Origin of the sequence: Sphingobium lactosutens (genome assembly GCF_013393185.1) — a bacterium.
GTDB lineage: Bacteria > Pseudomonadota > Alphaproteobacteria > Sphingomonadales > Sphingomonadaceae > Sphingobium > Sphingobium lactosutens_A.
The window spans coordinates 96,439-115,856 of record NZ_QJQX01000036.1 but is presented as its reverse complement, the minus strand read 5'-3'; the positions used below and the strand labels follow the sequence as shown (position 1 = coordinate 115,856).

Here is a 19,418-nt window from a genome sequence, read left to right as displayed (position 1 = left end):
TGGCTTTTTGAAGGAGCACCGCCATGAAGATGAAGTTTCTGGTGAATTTGGGAGCCGCTCTGGCGATGGGCGCTGCTTCCCTGGCCGTCACCGCCACCCCGGCGATGGCCCGTGACCATTATCGCGGCGGCTATGATCGCGGCGATTATTATCGCGGCGACGGCGGCTATCGGGGTGATCGTGGCTGGCGCGGCGATCGCGGGTATCGCGGCGACTCTTATCGCGGCTATCGCGGCGACCGTTACTATCGCAACAATTATTACCGCGGCGACCGCTATCGTGGCGGCTATCGCTGCCGGGACAATGGCACGGGCGGCACCATCATCGGCGCCATCGCCGGTGGCCTGCTCGGTAACGAGGTCGGCAAGGGTTCGGGCCGCTATGGCCGGGGCGACGGCACGACGGGCGCCATCATCGGCGCAGGCGTCGGTGCGCTGGCCGGTCGCGCGATCGACCGTAACTGCTAAAATCCGATCGTCGATCGCAGGAAGGGCCGTTCCGCAAGGGGCGGCCCTTTATCGTGCGCCCGCTTCGTTCGCAGGAAGTGCCGGTGCGATGCGTCCACGATCGGCGGCGGCTGCCGCTTGGGCGGCCGGGTTCAGGCCGTCCTGCCCGTCCTGTACCGTTCCAGTCTGTGCGTCGAGCGTCGCGGCGACCTCGTTCAGCGCGCGCGCCTCGCTGGCGCTGACGCCGCCCACGCCATCGTCCGATCCCGACCCGCAACCGGCAAGGCCCAGCAGGAGGCAGAAAGGCGCGAAGCGGCGGTTCATCATCGTCTCCTAATGAAAAAGGGCCGCACCGTTGCCGGTGCGACCCTTTCCCGAAATCTTCCCGTAAACGGGACTTACATCGCGTTCGCGGCGTTGTTGGTCGCGTTCGACGCAGCGTTCGCAGCGTTGTCGGCGGCGTTCAGCGCGGCGTTCATGGCGTTGTCGGCAGCGTTCGAAGCGTTCTCGGCAGCGTTCGCAGCGTTGTTCGCGGCGTTTTCGGTGTGGCCACCCGAGCAGGCGGCGAGGCCGAGCGAAGCGGCGAGAACGAGCGAAAGAGCAATCGACTTGGTCATGGGCAACAACCCCTCTCTGAGAAAAAAAAGATGCAGACCACTCTCGGAGAAAAGCTCACCCCCCATTGCGCCTGCGCCGCGATTCGTAATGCTTTGGAAAGGGCAAGGCAATCCCAATCGTGCAAATGCGGGCAGTTACGCTACCTCCTTTGGTGCGTCGGTCCCGAAAAATGAGGAGCATTGACGCATATAAAGATTTCTTTATATGATCGCGTCATGCTGTCCGCCCTCGACATTTTTCGCGCTTTGGGAGACCCGACGCGCCTGCGGATCGTCCATCTGCTGCGGGCGATGGAACTGGCCGTGGGCGAGATCGCGCAGGTCGTGGGGCAGAGCCAGCCGCGCGTGTCGCGTCATGTCCGCATCCTTGCCGAAGCCGGTCTGGTCGAACGGCGGAAAGAGGGCAACTGGGTCTTCCTGCGGCTGGGACGCGGCGCGGAGGTTGCGCCCTTTCTGGACCTGTTCGACCGGCTGACCCCATCCGAGGGCGAGAAATTATGGCAGGCGGCGGACCTTGCCCGGCTGGCGGCGGTGCGGGCCGATCGCGCAAGCGCGGCCGAAACCTATTTCGCCGAACATGCCGAGGAATGGGACGCGATCCGGTCGCTCCATGTGCCCGAAGCGCAGGTGGAGGCGGCGATGAAGACGCTGCTGGCGCGCGAGCCGATCGGTCATCTGCTCGATATCGGCACCGGCACCGGGCGGATCATCGAATTGTTCGGCGCCACGGCCGATCAGGTGACGGCGCTCGACCGCAGTCCCGACATGTTGCGGATGGCGCGTGCCAAGCTGCCGCAGGATGCCGGCGACAAATATGCGCTGCTGCTGGGCGATTTCCTCGACCTGCCGCTGGAACCGGGCAGCGCCGACACGGTGGTCCTGCATCAGGTGCTGCATTATGCGCAGGCGCCCGAGGCGGCGATTGCCGAAGCGGCGCGGGTGACGGCGGCCAATGGCCGGGTGCTGATCGCCGATTTCGCGGCGCATGAACGGGAAGAGCTGCGGTCGCGCGACCAGCATGCGCGCCTGGGCTTTGCCGACGAACAGATTGAACGCTGGTTCGCGGATGCGGGCCTGGACCTGGAACGGGTGGAAACGCTGCCTGGGCAGGAACTGACGGTGCAACTCTGGCTGGGACGGCGCAAGGGCGCGCGGGTCCTGCCCATCGAAGGACGGATTTCCGCATGACCCTCAATGATAACGCTGCACCGCTTTATGCGGATCTGGCAGGCGACTGCCAGGTCAGCTTCGAATTCTTCCCGCCCAAGACGGAGAAGATGGAAGCGCAGCTCTGGTCGGCGATCGAGACGCTGACGCCGCTGGCGCCCAAATTCGTGTCCGTCACCTATGGCGCGGGCGGCTCCACGCGCGAGCGGACCCATAATACGGTCGCCCGCATCGCGCAGGAAACGCCGCTGGCCGCCGCCGCGCACCTGACCTGCGTCGCGGCGAGCAAGGATGAGATTGCCGAGATTGCCGACGCCTATTGGGAAGCGGGCGTGCGTCATATCGTGGCGCTGCGCGGCGATCCGCCCGAAGCCGGCGGCACGTTCGAGCCGCACCCGGAAGGATACACCGGCGCGGCCGATCTGGTCGAAGGGCTGATGAAGCGCCATGCGTTCGAGATTAGCGTGTCCGCCTATCCGGAAGTCCACCCCGACGCCGCGAGCGCGCAGAGCGACCTCGACAATCTGAAGCGCAAGCTGGACGCCGGGGCGACCCGCGCGATCACCCAGTTCTTCTTCGCGCCCGAAACCTATTTCCGCTTCATGGACAAGGTGCTGGCCGCCGGCATCAGCGCGGACATCGTGCCGGGCATCATGCCGGTCAGCAATTTCGCCGCGACCCAGCGCATGGCCGCCATGTGCAACACCGACGTGCCCCTCTGGATGGCGCGCCTGTTCGAAGGGCTGGACGATCATCCCGCCGCGCGCCAGCTGGTATCGGCGACGATCGCGGCCGAACTGTGCCGCAAACTCTATGAAGGCGGCGTGCGCGACTTCCATTTCTACACGCTCAATCGGGCGGAACATAGCTATGCGATCTGCCATCTGCTCGGGCTGCGGCCCAAGGTGATGGCGGACGCCTGACAACAACCACACCTCCGTTCGGTTCGAGCTTGTCGAGAACCGGTTGCGCGAGGGTTCTCGACAAGCTCGAACCGAACGGGGAGAGGGAGCAAATGACCGCCGAAGACCAACTCCGCCAACTGGCCGCCGAAAAGATCCTGATCTTCGACGGCGGCTATGGCACGTCGATCCAGAAACATGGCCTGACCGAAGCCGATTATCGCGGCGACCTGGACCTGTCGAAGGATCAGAAGGGCAATAACGACCTGCTCTGCCTGACCCGGCCGGACATCGTCGAGGGCATCCACACCGCCTATCTCGACAATGGCGCCGACATGATCGAGACGAACACCTTCTCCTCGACCAAGATCGCCATGGCCGACTATGGCTGCGAGCATCTGGTGTGGGACATCAATGTCGCCGCCGCGAAGATCGCCCGCGCCGCCTGCGAGAAAGCGACGGCAAAGGACGGCAAGCCCCGCTTCGTCTGCGGCTCGATCGGCCCGACCAACAAGACGCTGTCGATCTCGCCCGACGTCAACGATCCCGCCTATCGCGAGGTCGATTATGATACGCTGAAGGCCGACTATCGCGAACAGTGCGACGCGCTGATCGCGGGCGGCGTCGACTTCCTGCTGGTCGAAACCTGCTTCGACACGCTGAACGCCAAGGCGGCGGGCATGGCCGCGCGCGAGGCGGAGGAAGCGGCGGGCCGCCCGGTGCCGCTGATGCTCAGCTTCACCATCACCGACATGTCGGGCCGGAATCTCTCGGGTCACACGATCAACGCCTTCTGGTATTCGCTGCGTCATCTGAAGCCGCTGACCATCGGCGTGAACTGCGCCTTCGGCGCGGACCTGCTGCGGCCCTATCTGTCGGAATTGTCGAAGAATGCCGACACGCTGATCCTGGCCTATCCCAATGCCGGCCTGCCCAACGAACTCGGCCAATATGACGAGCTGCCGGAAACCACCGCCAGCCTCATTCGCCAGTGGGTGGACGAAGGGCTGGTGAACATGGTCGGCGGCTGCTGCGGCACCACGCCCGCGCATATCGGCGCGGTGGCGAAGGCGCTCGACGGCCACAAGCCGCGCGTCGTGCCGGAATTGCCGGTCGTGACCCGCCTCGCAGGCCTCGAACCGATGCACATCGCGGCCTGAACCCCACATCCGTTCGTGTCGAGCGAAGTCGAGACACGGATGCGCAACCGCTTCTCGACTTCGCTCGAAGCGAACGGAACTATAGAATGACCACCCAGACCACCGCCACCTTCGTCAATATCGGCGAGCGCACCAACGTTACCGGCTCGGCCAAGTTCAAGAAGCTGATCATGGCGGGCGACTATGCCGCGGCCATCGACATCGCGCGCGAGCAGGTGGAAAATGGCGCGCAGATCGTCGACGTCAACATGGACGAAGGCCTGCTCGACGCGGTCGAGGCGATGACCACCTTCCTGAAACTCATGACCTCGGAACCGGACATCAGCCGCGTGCCGGTGATGATCGACTCTTCGAAGTGGGAAGTCATCGAAGCGGGTCTGAAATGCGTCTCCGGCAAGCCGGTCGTCAATTCGATCAGCATGAAGGAGGGCGAGGAAGCCTTCCTGCACCATGCGAAGCTCTGCATGGCCTATGGCGCGGCGGTGGTCGTCATGGCCTTCGACGAGACGGGGCAGGCCGACACGCAGGCCCGCAAGGTCGAAATCTGCGAGCGCGCCTACAAGCTGCTGATGACGATCGGCTTCCCGCCGGAAGACATCATCTTCGACCCCAATATCTTCGCGGTCGCGACCGGGATCGAGGAACACAACAATTACGGCGTCGATTTCATCGAGGCCTGCCGCGAGATCAAGAAGCGCTGCCCGCACGTCCATATCTCGGGCGGCCTGTCCAACTTCTCCTTCTCCTTCCGCGGCAACGAACCCGTGCGCCGCGCGATGCACAGCGTGTTCCTCTACCACGCCATCCCCGCCGGCCTCGACATGGCGATCGTCAACGCGGGCCAGCTCGACGTCTATGACGCGATCGACCCGGCGCTCCGCAAGGCGTGCGAGGACGTCCTCCTCAACACCGATCCCGAAGCGGGCGACCGCCTCGTCGCGCTTGCCGAATCCTTCAAGGGCAAGGACGCCGCGTCCGAAAAGGCCGCGCAGGAATGGCGCGGCTGGCCCGTCGCCAAGCGCCTCGAACATGCCCTCGTCAAGGGCATCGACATGTATGTGGTCGAGGACACGGAGGAATGCCGCCTCGCCGCCGCCCGGCCGATCGAAGTGATCGAAGGCCCGCTGATGGACGGCATGAACGTCGTCGGCGACCTGTTCGGCGCGGGCAAGATGTTCCTGCCGCAGGTCGTCAAATCCGCCCGCGTCATGAAGAAGGCGGTCGCCCACCTCCTCCCCTATATCGAAGCCGCCAAGGAGCCCGGCGCCAAGGGCAAGGGCAAGATCATCATGGCCACGGTCAAGGGCGACGTCCATGACATCGGCAAGAATATCGTCGGCGTCGTGCTCCAGTGCAACGGCTTCGAAGTCATCGACATGGGCGTGATGGTCCCCTGGCAGGACATCATCAAGGCCGCGAACGAGAATGACGCCGACATGATCGGCCTCTCCGGCCTCATCACCCCCTCGCTGGACGAGATGGTGACGGTCGCGGTCGAGATGCAGCGCGCCAACATGACCATGCCGCTCCTCATCGGCGGCGCGACCACCTCGCGCGTCCACACCGCGCTGCGCATCGATCCCGCCTTCACCGGCCCGGTCGTCCATGTGCTCGACGCCAGCCGCGCCGTCGGCGTCGCCACCGCGCTGGTCTCGCAAACGCAGAAGACCGACTTCGTCCAGAAGACCAAGGACGACTATGAACATGTCCGCAAGGCGCGCGAGGGCAAGGGCCAGAGCCAGCTTCTCAGCATAGAGGATGCCCGAGCCAACGCCTTCGAAATCGACGAAAGCCTGAAAGCGCCCCGTCCGCGCCTGCCCGGCGTCCATCGCTTCCCCGACTGGGATCTGAAGGATCTGGTGCAATATATCGACTGGACGCCCTTCTTCCGGGCCTGGGAACTGGCCGGCAACTATCCCGCGATCCTCGACGACGCAGTGGTCGGCGAAAGCGCGACCAGCCTCTTCGCCGACGCGCAGAAGATGCTGGAGCGGATCGTCGAGGATAAATGGCTGACCGCGCGCGGCGTCGCGGGCCTGTGGCCCTGCCGCCGCGAGGGCGACGACATCCTCGTCCATGTCGAGGATGAAGAACATGTCCGCCTGCCGATGCTGCGCCAGCAGATCGCCAAGCGGGAAGGGCGCGCCAACATGTGCCTCGCCGACTTCATCAGCCCCAATGGCGACTGGATGGGCGGTTTCGCCGTCTCGATCCACGGCATCGAACCGCATCTGGCGCGCTTCAAGAACGCGATCGACGACTATTCGGACATCCTCCTGAAGGCGCTGGCCGACCGCTTGGCCGAAGCCTTTGCCGAGCGCCTGCACCATTATGTCCGCACCGCGCTCTGGGGCTATGCCGAGGGTGAGCAACTGACCAACGAAGCGCTCATCAAGGAACAATATCGCGGCATCCGCCCCGCGCCCGGCTATCCCGCCTGCCCGGAACATAGCCTCAAGCCGATCCTGTTCGACATGCTCGACGCCCACCACGCCACCGGCGCGACCCTGACCGAAAGCTTCGCCATGCTGCCCACGGCGGCGGTCAGCGGCTTCTATTTCGGCCACGCCCAGGCGGAATATTTCGGCGTCGCCCGCGTCGGCCGCGACCAGCTGGAAGACTATGCCCAGCGCCGCGGCATCGATCTCGACACGGCGGAACGCTATCTCCGCCCCAATCTGGACTGAACCAGCACCTTAACGCCCCTCCCTTTCAGGGAGGGGCAGCGAGACTTGGGGCCGCGAAGCGGGCCTTAGTCGCAGCGGGGTGGGTAGCGAGCGAAGCGAGCCTTCTGTCCTGTCGACATTGCGCAAGACTGGCTCGGAGCGTCGGCCGGATCTTTGTTCAGCAGGGGCCGAAGCACTGGCATCCCGCCCGCCAATCCCCATCTCCCGCCGATGAAGATCTTCACCATCGGCTATGAAGGCGCGACCCAGCCGGACCTGATCGCCACCCTGCAAGCGGCGGGCGTCCGCCTCCTCGCCGACGTGCGCGCGGTCCCGCTCTCCCGCCGCCCCGGCTTCTCGAAGAACATCCTCGCCGCCGGCCTCGCAGAGGCGGGCATCGCCTATGTCGGCCTCAAGGCGCTGGGCACCCCGGCGGAGGGACGCGAGGCCGCCCGCAAAGGCCACCACGCCCGCCTCGCCGAAATTTACGCCCGCCAACTCGACCTGCCCGAAGCGATCGTGCAGGCGGAACAGCTCAAGGACATGGCGGCAGAAACCCCCACGGCCCTCCTCTGCTTCGAACGCAACCCCTCCGGCTGCCACCGCTCGCTGCTGCTGGATGCGGTGTTGCCAGAGGCGGAGCGGGTGGATTTGTTTGTGGGGTAATGGCCGATTGCGGAATGGTGGGTTTGTGTGGAGGATGCTCGGATATCTGCCGTTCGCATGGCCAAAGAACCGAACGTGTCAGGTCAGATTGCGAGCTATATCGCTGAATTTGGTTCTCAGGTCGTCTTTCGCGACCGAGAACTCGACATAATCGTCGTCATAATCTTCATCATGGGTCATACTGACACCGTTCAGAACCTTCGTATCCAGGATCGCTGCGGTATTGGAAAGATAAGATTTCCGAAATTCCTCCGGCTCGATCCTTCCTGTCATGAGATCCACCAGCGCGCGAGCCGATACCTTAATACGAAATTCCTCACTGTTTGAAGAACAGGCCGGCGACCTCATTGGAGGTTTCATAGTTGCTCCTGCTGCATACTGCGACTGAAGGCTCTTGGCCTGATAAGGGTGTCGAAGCGGGACTGGGATTCTTCTCAGTGCTGGTTCTAAAGCATCGCGGATGACGAAAGCCATTTGAACTTCCATCGTATCAGCAAAGAAGAAATCAATGGCCAATTCCTTGCTGCGATTTAGCGGCGACATCACAAAGCCATCCATTTGCATCCGATCCTGTCGGCTAATGCTGACAATGAAGTCGATGCCAGATGAAGCAAAGGTTTGTTGGCTGATACTTGCGAACGAGGGTGTGCCTTGACCTGACGAACCCCGTGCGTTGGATAAAACCTCCATCCCGCCATCACAGACAACTAGACCTAGCAAGTGGTCGTCCCGGAACGGCATCAGTTGCTGGTTGGATTTTTCAACCATCTGGCCGGTTAAATTGTTTGTAACCGACTGCGGTTGCCGAGGTATCTGACAACGATAATTCAGACCGTTGTAGCGGTATGGCATTCTCGTGAATGTAGCGTCGATAACGCCATGAGCCGTAATTCTTATACTTTCGTCACTGCCTCTCCAAAACCGTTCTAGCTGCGAGACCACGCGAATGTCTTGGGTTGCTGTGTTAGCGACGGACGGCACACGCATCGATCCTCCCGCTACAGGCTTGGACCATTCATGATAATTCACATACAAGTATTGGCTTGAGTTCGGGGAAACTCGATCGACCATGTCGTAGAACGATTGCGTTATAGGGGCCAAAACTGACTTAAACTCAAACGTATCTCCGGTCGGTGCATAAACTTCCAGCATCAGCTTTTGGCCAATATCTAAGTTCACACGGCAATCGGGACGGCCACTCTGACGCTGTTCAACGCATGGATCGGCGTCATCGCCAAATTCAGACATCAAAGCCCAAAGCACGGCGAGTTCCCATCCGCCTCGAATTGCCTCACCGCCTTTAATGTTATCCAGCCGGCGTGCCAGATGCTTAAGATCACGCTTCGTAATGCGTGAAGCGATCACCTTTAGCATCGAAATCATTCGGCGTTTTGAAAATAGCAGCATAATTCCCAATGCTATTCGTTCGATGGATGCAATCTATTAGAAAAATCTACGGATTGCACTCAATGAACGAACTGCCGCTTCGCGGAGCGGAATTTTGTCCATCAGCGACAAAAACTGACGGTATATCCGTCACTCCAACCCCACCCCCAAAATCCTATTCCCCTTCCAAAATAGGATTTCCTCTGATCTATCCTCATAGATGGACCAGCCTCTCTCCCCCAATCCGCCCGCTGCCGACCGCGTCCGCTGGACGCCGGACAAGCAGCGCCTCTTCCTCACCACCCTGCTCGCGACCGGCAATGTCACGCAGGCGGCGCGCGCCGCGGGCATGTCGCCGGCCAGTGCGCATCGGCTGCGGCGACGGCTGGCGGGGACGCCCTTCGACCGGACATGGGCCGGGGCGCTCGCGCTCCATGCGCAAAGCCTCGCTGATCCCTTCGCGCCCAACCCCATCGCTGCCGATCCCGGCCAAACCGTGACCCGACAGGCGCGTCGCTGATGCGCGGGCGACGCGCAATCATGACCCAGGTGGCGCGTCACCCTGACCCTACCGGCGCGTCGGCGTGACGCAACAGGAGCGTCGTCGCCGCGTCAGGGGCGCGTCATGAGCGCGCCGCTGGCGCATTCGCAGCGATTCCGCCCGGCGGAAGGCGCCTGCGACACTGTGAACTTCGCAGGCGTGACCCGGTGATGACCCTGCCGATCCGTGTCCCCGACCTGTGCCGCCGTCGCTGTCCCAAAGCGGGGCAGCGCCAGATTCCCGCCGTTCGCGCCTTGGTGGCGCACCCCGCGCGCCCTATCGTCCGCGCCATGCGCATCCTGTCCGCCGGCTTTCTCGCCGCCATCGCCCTCACTACAACGGCCTCCGCCCAGAGTGGCGCGGCGCCCTTCACGCTCGCCGAAACCGGGCAGGGCTTCGGCTCGATCGGCGATGCGCTGGCGGCGATCGGCGACGGGCGCGGGACGGTCATCGTCGCGCCGGGCGCCTATCCGCAATGTGGCGTGCAGCAGGGCGGCGACGTCACCATCCGCGCCGCGACGCCGGGCAGCGTGATCTTCGACGGCGTGCCGTGCGAGGGCAAGGCGGCGCTGGTGCTGCGCGGCCGGTCGAGCCGGGTCGAGGGGATCATCTTCCAGAATATCCGCGTACCCGACGGCAATGGCGCGGGCATCCGCCTCGAAAGCGGCAACCTTTCGGTCAGCAACAGCCTGTTCCGCAACAGTGAGGAAGGCATACTGACCGGCGACTATGACGGCGGGCAGGTGGTGATCGACAAGTCGACCTTTCGCAAGCTCGGCCGCTGCGACCGCGACCTCGACTGCGCGCACGGCATCTATATCGGTCGCCTCGCCAGCCTGTCCGTCACCAACAGCCGCTTCGACCAGGGCGATGGCGGCCATTATCTCAAGACCCGCACCGCGCGCGTCACCATCACCGGCAACAGCTTCGACGACAGCGGCGGCCACCTCACCAACTACATGATCGACCTCAGCAACGGGGCGAGCGGCGTCATCAGCGGCAACGAGATGGTGCAGGGCAAGGACAAGGACAACTGGTCCGCCTTCATCACCGTCGCGCCGGAAGGTCGCGAACATGGCAGTGCGGGCCTGGTGATAGAGGGGAACAAGGCGGGCTTCGTGCCGGGCGTGGCGCGCGGCTCGACCTTCGTCGCCAACTTCACCGACGACCCGGTGCGCATCGGCGCGAACGAGCTGGCGCCATCGATGAAGGTCAAGGACCGGCGCTGACTTGTCGGCGCCGATCTGCTAGGGGAAGGAGATGCGCACGACCTACGACACCGCCACCGTCCGCCTCTATCATCTGGGCGACGACGGCGCGGCCATGACCATCATGTATGGCCCGCTCAGTCAGGCGCTGCACGTCGCGGAGCAACAGCCCGCCGAAGTGCAGGACGGGCTGTTCCTGGCGACCGACAATGATGTGGTCGCCTATCTCGACCTGATCGAGGGGTAGAGGCCCCTCGTCAGATCTGAGTCAGAGGATCAGGCCGCGACCTGCTCCTCCCGGCCATAGGCGACCACGGCCTCGACTTCGGCCTTGTCGCCCAGCACCACGCCGACCCGCTGGTGCAGCGCCTTGGCGGGGAGGTCCATGATCGGCATGAAGCCGTCGCTCGATGCGCCGCCGGCCTGCTCGATCAGGTAGCTCATCGGATTGGCTTCATACATCAGGCGGAGTTTCGCCTTGCCGGGGGTGCGGTGGTCATAGGGATACATGAAGATGCCGCCCCGCTTCAGGATACGATGCACGTCCGCCACCATGGAGGCGGTCCAGCGCATGTTGTAATCCTTGCCGCACGGTCCCGCCGCGCCCAGCACGCGTTCGTCGACATAGCGGGTGACGGCGGGTGACCATTGGCGGCGGTTGGACATGTTGATGGCGAATTCGCACTTGCCCTGCGGCATCTTCATGTCCGGATCGGTCATGACCCAGCTGCCGACTTCGCGGTCCAGCGTGAATTCATAGACGCCGGTGCCGACGCTCAGCACCAGGATGGTCTGCGGGCCGTAGATGGCATAGCCCGCCGCGACCTGCTGGCGGCCGTCCTGCAGGAAATCCTCCTCCGTCACGTCGCGTCCGGCGCAGCCTTCGGGCGCCTTCAGCACCGAAAAGATAGTGCCCACCGACAGGTCGACGTCGATGTTGCTGGACCCGTCAATCGGATCGAACAGCATCAGATATTCGCCCTTGGGATAGCGGTTGGGGATGGGATAGATGGTCTCCATCTCCTCCGACGCCATCGCGGCGAGGTGGCCGCCCCATTCATTGGCGTCGAGCAGCAGTTCGTTGGCGATCACGTCCAGCTTCTTCTGCACTTCGCCCTGCACATTCTCGCTGTCGAGGCTGCCCAGCACTTCACCCAGCGCGCCCTTGCCGACCGAATGGCTGATCGTCTTGCAGGCGCGGGCGACGGTTTCGATCAGCAGGCGCAACTCGCCGGGCAGGACATTGGCGGTACGCTGCTGTTCGATCAGGAAGCGGGTGAGGGTGGTGCGAGCCATGAAACGCCTTTCGCGAAAGGGGCGGAAGATCGCGGCCGGGGCCGGATCCGGAAATGGGATGACGGACCTTCGCTAGGCGAGAGGAAGGCGCTCGTCCAGCGGGGCGCGACATCCCGAGCATATGCTAGCGTTGTCATGTTACAAAGCATGTATGGCGGAACCTGCCTGTCCTGTTTCCGTTGCGAAGCCGTGCCGACCGGCCCCATAACCGGCACCCTAAGAGGAGCATCATGGAAAGCCTGATTACCGCCTTCACCGACCCGACAGCCCTTGCCGCGCTCATCGCGCTGGTCGTGATGGAGGTGGTGCTGGGCATCGACAATCTCGTCTTCATCTCCATCCTGACCAACAAGCTGCCCGATGCGCAGCGGCCCAAAGCGCGCAAGATCGGCATCGGCCTGGCGCTGGCGATGCGACTGGTGCTTTTGTCGATGATCGCCTGGATCGTTGGGCTGACGCAGCCGGTGTTCGACCTGGGCTTCAGCGGGCCGCTCGACATGCACGGCGCGCCGACGTTCGAGACCGAATTTTCCTGGCGCGACATGATCCTGATCGGCGGCGGCCTGTTCCTGATCTGGAAAGCGACCAAGGAAATCCACCACAGCGTCGACCCAGCGCCCGGCGACGGCGTGCTGGACAAGAAGGGCGTGGCGACCATGACCTTCGGCGCGGCGATCGTGCAGATCATCCTGCTCGACATGATCTTCTCGCTCGATTCGATCCTGACTGCGGTGGGCATGACGGACAACCTTGCGGTCATGTATATCGCGGTGATCGTGGCGGTGACGGTGATGCTGGTCGCCGCCGATCCGCTCGCGAACTTCATCGCCCGCAACCCGACCGTGGTGATGTTGGCGCTGGGCTTTTTGCTGATGATCGGCGCGGTGCTGATCGCCGACGGCTTTGGCGTGCATGTGCCCAAGGGCTATATCTATGCGGCCATGGCCTTCTCTACGCTGGTCGAATGCCTCAACATCTTCGCCCGTCGGGCGCAGGTGCGGCGCGGGGCGGAGTAGGCCCTGCCGGCCTTATTCCTCGCCGAACTTGTCCTCGACCAGGGTGACGAGCTTGTCGAGCGAGTCGGCGGCTTCGGGGCCGGTGGCCTTGATCGTGATGCTGTCGCCCATCGCGGCGCCCAGCATCATGAGGCCCATGATCGACGTGCCGGTGACGTGATTGCCGTCCTTGCTGACGACGATGTCAGCGGCGAGGCCGCTGGCCAGGGTTACGAACTTGGCGCTGGCGCGCGCGTGGAGGCCGCGCTTGTTGCTGATCCGGACTTCCTGGCTGATTTCATTCATGCGGTGCTGCCCAACAGTTCCGATGCTACGCTGATATATTTCTGCCCTGCCTCGCGCGCGGCGGCAACCGCGGCGCGCACGTCCATGACCTTGCGCGCGCTTTCCAGGCGGATGAGCATGGGGAGGTTGATCCCGGCGATCACCTCGATCTCGCCGGCCTTGAGCAGCGAGATGGCGAGGTTGGAAGGGGTGCCGCCGAACAGGTCGGTCAGCAGGATGACGCCGCTGCCGTCGTTGACGCGCGCGACGGCCGCCGCAATGTCTGCACGGCGCAGTTCCATGTCATCTTCCGGGCCGATGCAGATCGTTTCGATCTGCTGTTGCGGTCCCACGACATGCTCCATCGCCACGACGAATTCCGTCGCGAGCGACCCATGAGTGACGAGTACGAGTCCGATCATCTGCTTTCGCGGCCCACCTGTGTCATGATTATGCTTTCGGGCCTCCCGGTCGGCGCTTCTCCAGACTGTCCTGCGGCGCCGATTCTATATTGCGGTGCAAGACCGTGGGCGAAAAGCCCGCTGCTTGCAAGTGCTTCGCGACCCGTTCGGCGATGTGGACGGAACGATGCCGCCCGCCCGTGCAACCGAAGGCCACGGTTATGTAGGTCTTTCCGCCCTCCGCATAACGGGGCAGAAGGGTGATGAGCAGATCCTCGATCTTGCCGACCGTATCCTCATAGGAGCGATCGTCCATCACATAAGCGGCGACGTCCGGATCGAGGCCGGTCCTGGGCCGTAGCGCTTCGTCCCAATGCGGATTGCGCAGATAGCGCATGTCGAACATCAGGTCGGCATTGCGGGGTACGCCGCGCGAAAAGCCGAAGGACAGAATGGTCAGCACCGGTTCCGACAGACCCTCGCGTGAGAAGCGGTTGCGAATTTCCTGTTGCAGGGCGTTGCTGGTGAAGCTGGTGGTGTCGACCACCTGCGCGGCCCAGCGGCGCAGCGGTTCGGTCAGTTCGCGTTCGCGGGCGATGCCGTCGGCAGCAGGGCGGTCGAGCGCCAGCGGGTGGCGGCGGCGCGTCTCGGCGAAGCGGCGCTCCAGTTCGGTGCCGGAGCAGTCGAGGAATAAGGTTTCGACATCATGACCATGGCGTTCGCGCAACGCCTTGATTCGCTGGACGATGGCGTTGCCGTCGAAGCCACGGGTGCGCGCGTCGATGCCCAGCGCCAGCGGCCGGTCGTCGCCATCGGCATGGCCGGCGGGGAGAGGGGTGTCGAGCAGGCGGTCGAGCAGGACGAGGGGCAGGTTGTCGACCACTTCCCAGCCCATATCCTCCAGCGTCTTGAGCGCGGTGGTCTTGCCCGCGCCGGACAGGCCCGACACCAGCAGGATCGTCTTGGGGCGGTCGGTGATCATAGCGGCGCCAGCGTCCGGAGCGCCAGTTCGATCTTGATCGCGGCAGAAATCTCGAACGGGGCGATCTTGATCACCGGCACCTGGAGGCCTGCGACCGCCCGGAACAACGGGTCGAGCGGCATGCGATCGACCTTGTCGAATAGGTCGGCGAGCAGGGCGACGGGCGCATCCTGATGCGGCATGTCGATGATGCCGATGCCGCGCACCTCGATCTTGCCGGCGATCGTGTCAGGCGCGGTGGCGATGAGCTGGCCATCGACGCGCTTCACCAGCGTATAGTCGTCGCTGACGAGGACGGCGCCCCGGTCGATCAGGCGCAGGGCGAGGTCGGACTTGCCGATGCCGCTCGGCCCGGCCAGCAGGACGGCGCGGCCGCCAATGGCCACGCTGGTCGCATGAAGCGTTTCGGATGAAAGTGCGCGTGCCATATCCCCTGCATCCTTCTAGCCGCTGTTGCCGGCGATGCAAATGCCGTGGACCGGGACTTTCGTATTATTCCGATACAATGCCCGGATCGCGCGCGACTGCCATGGGCAGGCGGACGACGAAGCTGGCGCCGCTCTGCGCATCTTCCCGATCGCCGATATTGATGCGGCCCTGATGCCCTTCGACGATGGAGCGGGCGATGGCGAGGCCGAGGCCCGAATGCTTGCCGAACGCCTCGCCCTCAGGGCGGACGCTGTGGAAGCGGCGGAAGACATGTTCGCGCTCGGACACGGGGACGCCTGGTCCTTCATCCTCGACGCTGACCAGCACCTGGTCGTCGGCGACGGTGGCGATGATCCGTACCAGTCCGCCCTCGGGGGAGAAGGACACGGCATTGTCGATCAGATTGTCGAGCACGCGGATGAGCCGCGCTTCCTCGCCCAGCACGACCGCGACATTCCTGCGCGGGCGGGCGAAGGCGAGGCGGACGCCGCGCGGCACGCCGCGTGCTTCACGGGCCAGGACCATCTTTTCGATGAGAAGCCCAAGGTCGATCGGCTCGAAACGGGTGCGGGAGAGTTCGGCATCGACGCGCGAAGCTTCGGCGATATCCGTCACCAGCCGATCGAGCCGGCGGACGTCGTCCTGCGCGATATCCATAAGCTGCGCGCGCAGATCGGGCCGGTCCACCCGGTCGAGCGAATCGAGCGCGGAGCGTAGCGAGGCGATCGGGTTTTTGAGTTCATGGCTGACATCGGCGGCGAAGGCGTCGGTCGCGTCGATCCGCTGGCGCAGCGCATGGCTCATGTCGGACAGGGCGCGGGCGAGCATGCCGATCTCGTCGCGCCGCTCGGGCAGGCGCGGCACTGTGACTTCGCGGGCGCGGCCGAGGCGGACCCGGACCGCAGCGCGCGCGAGGCGCTGGAGCGGCTGGACGATGGTGCGGGCAAGGAAGAGCGAGAGCAGCACCGAGGCGAGGGCGGCAACGGCCAGCACCATGCCCAGGCGCAGCCGTTCGGCGCGGACGATGCGGGTGATGTCGCGCGCATTTTCGGTGGCGAGCAGGCTGGTGCCGTCCCTGACCGCGACGGCGGCCGAGATCATGAAGGTGCGGTCGGGCGCGTAGCGGTTCATCGCTTCGGGCCGTCCGGTCTTGCGGGCCAGCATGACTTCGGGCCAGCCGGCTGCGCTATCGAGCGCCGGTTCCTCGAAATCGGGGGGGCGATCGGCGGATACGACGCGGTCGACCACCTTGTCGAGGAAGCGGGCGACATGGCGCTGCCATTCCTCCTCCGACGGCAGGCGCAGCCGGTAGCGCGGGGCGTCCATGGTGAAGCTGTCGGCGATCATCCGACCGTCCGCGCCATAGCGGCGGACGCGGTCGCCGGTCTGGCGCGAATAGGCGGCGATCAGTGCGTTCTGCCGGTCGGCGGGCGCATTCTCCAGGCCGATGGCGAGCAGCTTCAGCTCGCGCGCCGACTGTTCCAGCCGGTCGTCGACGATGCGCGTGCGATAGCTGTCGAGATAGAAGAAGCCGCCCGCCAGCAGGGCGAGGGCGAACACGTTCACCGCCAGGATGCGCGGGGTGAGGCTCAGCCGCCCCGACCAGCGCACCGCGAGCGGTGCGGCTTCATTCTTCGGAGAATCGGTATCCGGCGCCATAGAGCGTGTCGATTGCGTTGAAATCGGAGTCCACCTCGCGGAACTTGCGGCGGAGCCGCTTGATATGGCTGTCGATCGTGCGGTCGTCGACATAGACGTCGTCCTGATAGGCGGCATCCATCAGCTGGTTGCGGTTCTTGACCACGCCGGGGCGTGCGGCAAGCGTTTCCAGGATCAGGAATTCGGTGACGGTCAGGGTTACGTCCCGGCCGCCCCATTTCACCCGGTGCCGCGCCGGGTCCATCTCCAGCCGACCACGGATGATGGGATCGGCGACAGGCTCGTCCGGTTCCTCGGTCGACTTGCTCACCTCGGCCCGGCGCAGGATGGCGCGGATGCGCGCGATCAGCAGCCGCTGCGAGAAGGGTTTGGAAATGTAGTCGTCCGCGCCCATGGCAAGACCCAGCGCCTCGTCCAGCTCGTCCGCCTTGGACGTCAGGAAGATGACGGGCATCTGGCTCTTTTCCCGCAGGCGGCGCAGCAGCTCGATGCCATCCATCTGCGGCATCTTGATGTCGAAGACGGCGAGGTCGGCGGGATTGTCGAGCAGGGCCTTCAGCGCGCCTTCCGGGTCGGAATAGATGCGCGTCATGAAGCCTTCGGCCTGGAGCGCGATCGACACGGAAGTGAGGATATTCTTGTCATCATCCACAAGGGCGATGGTTGCGGTCATGCAGTTACCCGGAATGAGCATAAAAGAGTATGTTGCGAGCGTTAGACCATGGTTGGCCGCGCCGCAAGGAAGCGGTGGCGGCAGGCTCTGCGGTGCAGCTGTCGATATTCGGGACGAACGGCCTGCCGAGCCGATTTGACGGCCGTTCCGCAAAGCCTTATGCCCGACGCGTCTGCGGCCATGTCCCCGCCCGACAGAGGCAGGGCATGCGGAGTGGATCGGGCGTCAGATAAGAATCGGCGATCCGACATTGTTATATCAGGAGTAAAGGCGTGCAGGCCAAATCCGCAATCACCCTGGCCGACCAGGGCATTTCCACGCGTGCCGACCAGTATTGGAACCTCGGCACGGCGCCGCTGGTCGAGGCGGCCATCCGCAATGGCGAAGGCATCCTTTCGAAGGACGGCCCGCTGGTCGTGAAGACCGGCAAGCATACCGGCCGTTCGGCAAGCGACAAGTTCATCGTCCAGGACGCCGAGACCCAGGACACCGTCTGGTGGGGCAAGACCAACGTCCCGATGACGCCGGCGCATTTCGCCGCGCTGAAGGAGGATTTCTTCAAGGCGCTGGGCGAGAAGGACACGCTCTACGTCGCCGACCTGTTCGGTGGCTCGCAGCCCGAACATCGCGTCAAGGTGCGCGTCATCAACGAACGCGCCTGGCACAATCTGTTCATCCGCACCCTGCTGGTGCGTCCCACCGCCGATGAGCTGGCGGGCTTCGCGCCCGAATATACCATCATCGACCTGCCGACCTTCCAGGCCGATCCGGCCCGCCACGGCACGCGTAGCGAAACCGTGATCGCGGTCAACTTCACCGAGAAGCTGATCCTGATCGGCGGCACCAGCTATGCCGGCGAGATGAAGAAGTCGGTGTTCGGCATCCTCAACTATCTGCTGCCGACCAGGGGCGTGATGCCGATGCACTGTTCCGCCAATATCGGCGCGAACGGTGACACCGCCGTTTTCTTCGGCCTGTCGGGCACGGGCAAGACCACCCTGTCGGCCGATGCCAGCCGCACGCTGATCGGCGATGACGAGCATGGCTGGTCGGACACCGCCGTCTTCAATTTCGAGGGCGGCTGCTACGCCAAGATGATCAACCTGTCGGCCGAGGCCGAACCGGAGATCTTCGCCACCACCAAGCGTTTCGGCACGGTGCTGGAAAATGTCGTGATCGACGAAGAGACGCGCACGATCGACCTGGACGACAACAGCCTGGCCGAAAATAGCCGCGGTTCCTACCCGATCGACTTCATCCCGAACACGTCGGAGAAGAATCTGGGTCCGGTGCCCAAGAACATCATCTTCCTGACCGCCGACGCCTATGGCGTGCTTCCGCCGATCGCGCGGCTGACGCCGGAACAGGCGATGTATCACTTCCTGTCCGGCTATACCGCGCGCGTCGCGGGGACCGAGATCGGCGTGACCGAGCCGACCGCCACCTTCTCGACCTGTTTCGGCGCGCCCTTCATGCCGCGCCATCCGTCAGTCTATGGCAATCTGCTCAAGGAGCGGATCAACAAGGGCGGCGTCACCTGCTGGCTGGTCAACACCGGCTGGGCGGGCGGCAAGGCGACCATGCCGGGGATCAAGCGCATGCCGATCAAGGTGACGCGCGCGCTGCTGAACGCGGCCCTCGACGGCAGCCTGAATGAGGCCGAGTTCCGTACCGATCCGAACTTCGGCTTCCAGGTGCCGGTGGCGGTCAACGGGGTGGACGCGACCATTCTCGACCCGCGCGCCATGTGGGCCGACAAGGACGCCTATGACGCGACCGCCTCCACTCTGGTCAAGGCGTTCGTGGACAATTTTGCCCAGTTCGTGGACCATGTCGACGACGGCGTGCGCGGCGCGGCGCTTACCGCCGCCTGATCGCAGCGACAGATGTAGGGAAAGAGCCGGGGGAGTGATCCTCCGGCTCTTTTGCTTTTGGACGC

Annotated in this window: 21 protein-coding genes; 11 read left to right on the top strand and 10 right to left on the bottom strand. The window is 64.1% G+C overall.

Annotation, left to right across the window (positions count from 1 at the left end; genetic code table 11):
* Positions 1–23: 23 nt before the first annotated feature.
* Positions 24–467 (top strand): glycine zipper 2TM domain-containing protein, encoded by a 444-nt coding sequence (locus DM806_RS06985; RefSeq protein WP_179042502.1) that lies wholly within the window; start codon positions 24–26, stop codon positions 465–467.
* A 48-nt stretch (positions 468–515) separates the two neighbouring features.
* Here the strand turns inward: DM806_RS06985 and DM806_RS06980 are convergent, their stop codons facing one another.
* Together DM806_RS06980 and DM806_RS06975 are read right to left on the bottom strand one after the other, a co-directional pair.
* Positions 516–770 carry a hypothetical protein gene (locus DM806_RS06980; protein WP_179042501.1) on the bottom strand — a complete coding sequence of 85 codons (255 nt, stop codon included), beginning with the start codon at positions 768–770 and terminating at the stop codon, positions 516–518.
* Between the two features lie 74 nt (positions 771–844).
* Positions 845–1,063, bottom strand: a complete 219-nt coding sequence (locus tag DM806_RS06975) for a circumsporozoite protein (RefSeq protein WP_179042500.1) — start codon at positions 1,061–1,063, stop codon at positions 845–847.
* A gap of 216 nt (positions 1,064–1,279) precedes the next feature.
* Between DM806_RS06975 and DM806_RS06970 the strand changes: the two genes are divergently transcribed.
* The 5 genes from DM806_RS06970 to DM806_RS06950 all read left to right on the top strand — a co-directional run bounded on the left by DM806_RS06970 (position 1,280) and on the right by DM806_RS06950 (position 7,624).
* A complete protein-coding gene (locus DM806_RS06970) occupies positions 1,280–2,251 on the top strand; it encodes an ArsR/SmtB family transcription factor (protein ID WP_179042499.1) in 972 nt (323 codons plus the stop codon).
* Entirely contained in the window at positions 2,248–3,153 is a 906-nt protein-coding gene (gene metF, locus DM806_RS06965; RefSeq protein WP_179042498.1) for a methylenetetrahydrofolate reductase, read from the top strand. Before DM806_RS06970 ends, metF begins: the two co-directional genes overlap by 4 nt.
* Before the next feature lie 92 nt (positions 3,154–3,245).
* A complete protein-coding gene (locus tag DM806_RS06960; protein ID WP_179042497.1) occupies positions 3,246–4,292 on the top strand; it encodes a homocysteine S-methyltransferase family protein in 1,047 nt (348 codons plus the stop codon).
* 86 nt (positions 4,293–4,378) lie between these two features.
* On the top strand, positions 4,379–6,979 hold the full coding sequence (metH, locus tag DM806_RS06955) for a methionine synthase (RefSeq protein WP_179042496.1): 2,601 nt from the start codon (positions 4,379–4,381) through the stop codon (positions 6,977–6,979).
* 210 nt (positions 6,980–7,189) lie between these two features.
* Positions 7,190–7,624 (top strand): DUF488 domain-containing protein, encoded by a 435-nt coding sequence (locus tag DM806_RS06950; protein WP_179042611.1) that lies wholly within the window; start codon positions 7,190–7,192, stop codon positions 7,622–7,624.
* A gap of 78 nt (positions 7,625–7,702) precedes the next feature.
* Here the strand turns inward: DM806_RS06950 and DM806_RS06945 are convergent, their stop codons facing one another.
* Positions 7,703–8,998: a hypothetical protein gene (locus tag DM806_RS06945; RefSeq protein ID WP_179042495.1), complete on the bottom strand. Its 1,296-nt coding sequence runs from the start codon at positions 8,996–8,998 to the stop codon at positions 7,703–7,705.
* 232 nt (positions 8,999–9,230) lie between these two features.
* Here DM806_RS06945 and DM806_RS06940 point away from each other — a divergent pair, with 232 nt between their 5' ends.
* From DM806_RS06940 to DM806_RS06930, 3 genes are all read left to right on the top strand, one after another.
* On the top strand, positions 9,231–9,530 hold the full coding sequence (locus tag DM806_RS06940; protein WP_179042494.1) for a LysR family transcriptional regulator: 300 nt from the start codon (positions 9,231–9,233) through the stop codon (positions 9,528–9,530).
* A 311-nt stretch (positions 9,531–9,841) separates the two neighbouring features.
* Positions 9,842–10,780 carry a right-handed parallel beta-helix repeat-containing protein gene (locus DM806_RS06935; protein WP_179042610.1) on the top strand — a complete coding sequence of 313 codons (939 nt, stop codon included), beginning with the start codon at positions 9,842–9,844 and terminating at the stop codon, positions 10,778–10,780.
* 31 nt (positions 10,781–10,811) lie between these two features.
* Positions 10,812–11,006 carry a hypothetical protein gene (locus DM806_RS06930; RefSeq protein ID WP_179042493.1) on the top strand — a complete coding sequence of 65 codons (195 nt, stop codon included), beginning with the start codon at positions 10,812–10,814 and terminating at the stop codon, positions 11,004–11,006.
* A 29-nt stretch (positions 11,007–11,035) separates the two neighbouring features.
* Here DM806_RS06930 and DM806_RS06925 read toward each other — a convergent pair whose 3' ends face one another.
* Entirely contained in the window at positions 11,036–12,055 is a 1,020-nt protein-coding gene (locus DM806_RS06925) for a class 1 fructose-bisphosphatase (RefSeq protein WP_179042492.1), read from the bottom strand.
* Between the two features lie 230 nt (positions 12,056–12,285).
* On the opposite strand from DM806_RS06925, the gene DM806_RS06920 reads away from it, so the two are divergent.
* The gene (locus DM806_RS06920; RefSeq protein ID WP_179042491.1) at positions 12,286–13,071 is read left to right on the top strand and encodes a TerC family protein; all 786 of its coding nucleotides are present in this window, start codon (positions 12,286–12,288) and stop codon (positions 13,069–13,071) included.
* A gap of 12 nt (positions 13,072–13,083) precedes the next feature.
* Here the strand turns inward: DM806_RS06920 and DM806_RS06915 are convergent, their stop codons facing one another.
* From DM806_RS06915 to DM806_RS06890, 6 genes are all read right to left on the bottom strand, one after another.
* Positions 13,084–13,356 (bottom strand): HPr family phosphocarrier protein, encoded by a 273-nt coding sequence (locus DM806_RS06915; protein ID WP_179042490.1) that lies wholly within the window; start codon positions 13,354–13,356, stop codon positions 13,084–13,086.
* Entirely contained in the window at positions 13,353–13,757 is a 405-nt protein-coding gene (locus tag DM806_RS06910; protein ID WP_179042489.1) for a PTS sugar transporter subunit IIA, read from the bottom strand. The genes DM806_RS06915 and DM806_RS06910 overlap by 4 nt, the downstream gene beginning before the upstream one ends.
* A gap of 28 nt (positions 13,758–13,785) precedes the next feature.
* The gene (rapZ, locus tag DM806_RS06905) at positions 13,786–14,718 is read right to left on the bottom strand and encodes an RNase adapter RapZ (RefSeq protein WP_179042488.1); all 933 of its coding nucleotides are present in this window, start codon (positions 14,716–14,718) and stop codon (positions 13,786–13,788) included.
* Entirely contained in the window at positions 14,715–15,146 is a 432-nt protein-coding gene (locus DM806_RS06900) for an HPr kinase/phosphorylase (RefSeq protein WP_179042487.1), read from the bottom strand. The genes rapZ and DM806_RS06900 overlap by 4 nt, the downstream gene beginning before the upstream one ends.
* A 64-nt stretch (positions 15,147–15,210) precedes the next feature.
* A complete protein-coding gene (locus tag DM806_RS06895; protein ID WP_179042486.1) occupies positions 15,211–16,806 on the bottom strand; it encodes a sensor histidine kinase in 1,596 nt (531 codons plus the stop codon).
* A complete protein-coding gene (locus DM806_RS06890) occupies positions 16,775–17,479 on the bottom strand; it encodes a response regulator transcription factor (RefSeq protein WP_179042485.1) in 705 nt (234 codons plus the stop codon). Before DM806_RS06890 ends, DM806_RS06895 begins: the two co-directional genes overlap by 32 nt.
* Positions 17,480–17,751: 272 nt before the next feature.
* Here DM806_RS06890 and DM806_RS06885 point away from each other — a divergent pair, with 272 nt between their 5' ends.
* Positions 17,752–19,353, top strand: a complete 1,602-nt coding sequence (locus DM806_RS06885; protein WP_179042484.1) for a phosphoenolpyruvate carboxykinase — start codon at positions 17,752–17,754, stop codon at positions 19,351–19,353.
* Positions 19,354–19,418: the final 65 nt, after the last annotated feature.

Excerpts from the sequence above, each read along its gene's own strand:
- DM806_RS06985 (WP_179042502.1), top strand. The coding sequence starts at position 24 with ATGAAGATGAAGTTTCTGGTGAATTTGGGAGCCGCTCTGGCGATGGGC.
- DM806_RS06980 (WP_179042501.1), bottom strand. The coding sequence starts at position 770 with ATGAACCGCCGCTTCGCGCCTTTCTGCCTCCTGCTGGGCCTTGCCGGT.
- DM806_RS06975 (WP_179042500.1), bottom strand. The coding sequence starts at position 1,063 with ATGACCAAGTCGATTGCTCTTTCGCTCGTTCTCGCCGCTTCGCTCGGC.
- DM806_RS06970 (WP_179042499.1), top strand. The coding sequence starts at position 1,280 with ATGCTGTCCGCCCTCGACATTTTTCGCGCTTTGGGAGACCCGACGCGC.
- metF (WP_179042498.1), top strand. The coding sequence starts at position 2,248 with ATGACCCTCAATGATAACGCTGCACCGCTTTATGCGGATCTGGCAGGC.
- DM806_RS06960 (WP_179042497.1), top strand. The coding sequence starts at position 3,246 with ATGACCGCCGAAGACCAACTCCGCCAACTGGCCGCCGAAAAGATCCTG.
- metH (WP_179042496.1), top strand. The coding sequence starts at position 4,379 with ATGACCACCCAGACCACCGCCACCTTCGTCAATATCGGCGAGCGCACC.
- DM806_RS06950 (WP_179042611.1), top strand. The coding sequence starts at position 7,190 with ATGAAGATCTTCACCATCGGCTATGAAGGCGCGACCCAGCCGGACCTG.
- DM806_RS06945 (WP_179042495.1), bottom strand. The coding sequence starts at position 8,998 with ATGCTAAAGGTGATCGCTTCACGCATTACGAAGCGTGATCTTAAGCAT.
- DM806_RS06940 (WP_179042494.1), top strand. The coding sequence starts at position 9,231 with ATGGACCAGCCTCTCTCCCCCAATCCGCCCGCTGCCGACCGCGTCCGC.
- DM806_RS06935 (WP_179042610.1), top strand. The coding sequence starts at position 9,842 with ATGCGCATCCTGTCCGCCGGCTTTCTCGCCGCCATCGCCCTCACTACA.
- DM806_RS06930 (WP_179042493.1), top strand. The coding sequence starts at position 10,812 with ATGCGCACGACCTACGACACCGCCACCGTCCGCCTCTATCATCTGGGC.
- DM806_RS06925 (WP_179042492.1), bottom strand. The coding sequence starts at position 12,055 with ATGGCTCGCACCACCCTCACCCGCTTCCTGATCGAACAGCAGCGTACC.
- DM806_RS06920 (WP_179042491.1), top strand. The coding sequence starts at position 12,286 with ATGGAAAGCCTGATTACCGCCTTCACCGACCCGACAGCCCTTGCCGCG.
- DM806_RS06915 (WP_179042490.1), bottom strand. The coding sequence starts at position 13,356 with ATGAATGAAATCAGCCAGGAAGTCCGGATCAGCAACAAGCGCGGCCTC.
- DM806_RS06910 (WP_179042489.1), bottom strand. The coding sequence starts at position 13,757 with ATGATCGGACTCGTACTCGTCACTCATGGGTCGCTCGCGACGGAATTC.
- rapZ (WP_179042488.1), bottom strand. The coding sequence starts at position 14,718 with ATGATCACCGACCGCCCCAAGACGATCCTGCTGGTGTCGGGCCTGTCC.
- DM806_RS06900 (WP_179042487.1), bottom strand. The coding sequence starts at position 15,146 with ATGGCACGCGCACTTTCATCCGAAACGCTTCATGCGACCAGCGTGGCC.
- DM806_RS06895 (WP_179042486.1), bottom strand. The coding sequence starts at position 16,806 with ATGGCGCCGGATACCGATTCTCCGAAGAATGAAGCCGCACCGCTCGCG.
- DM806_RS06890 (WP_179042485.1), bottom strand. The coding sequence starts at position 17,479 with ATGACCGCAACCATCGCCCTTGTGGATGATGACAAGAATATCCTCACT.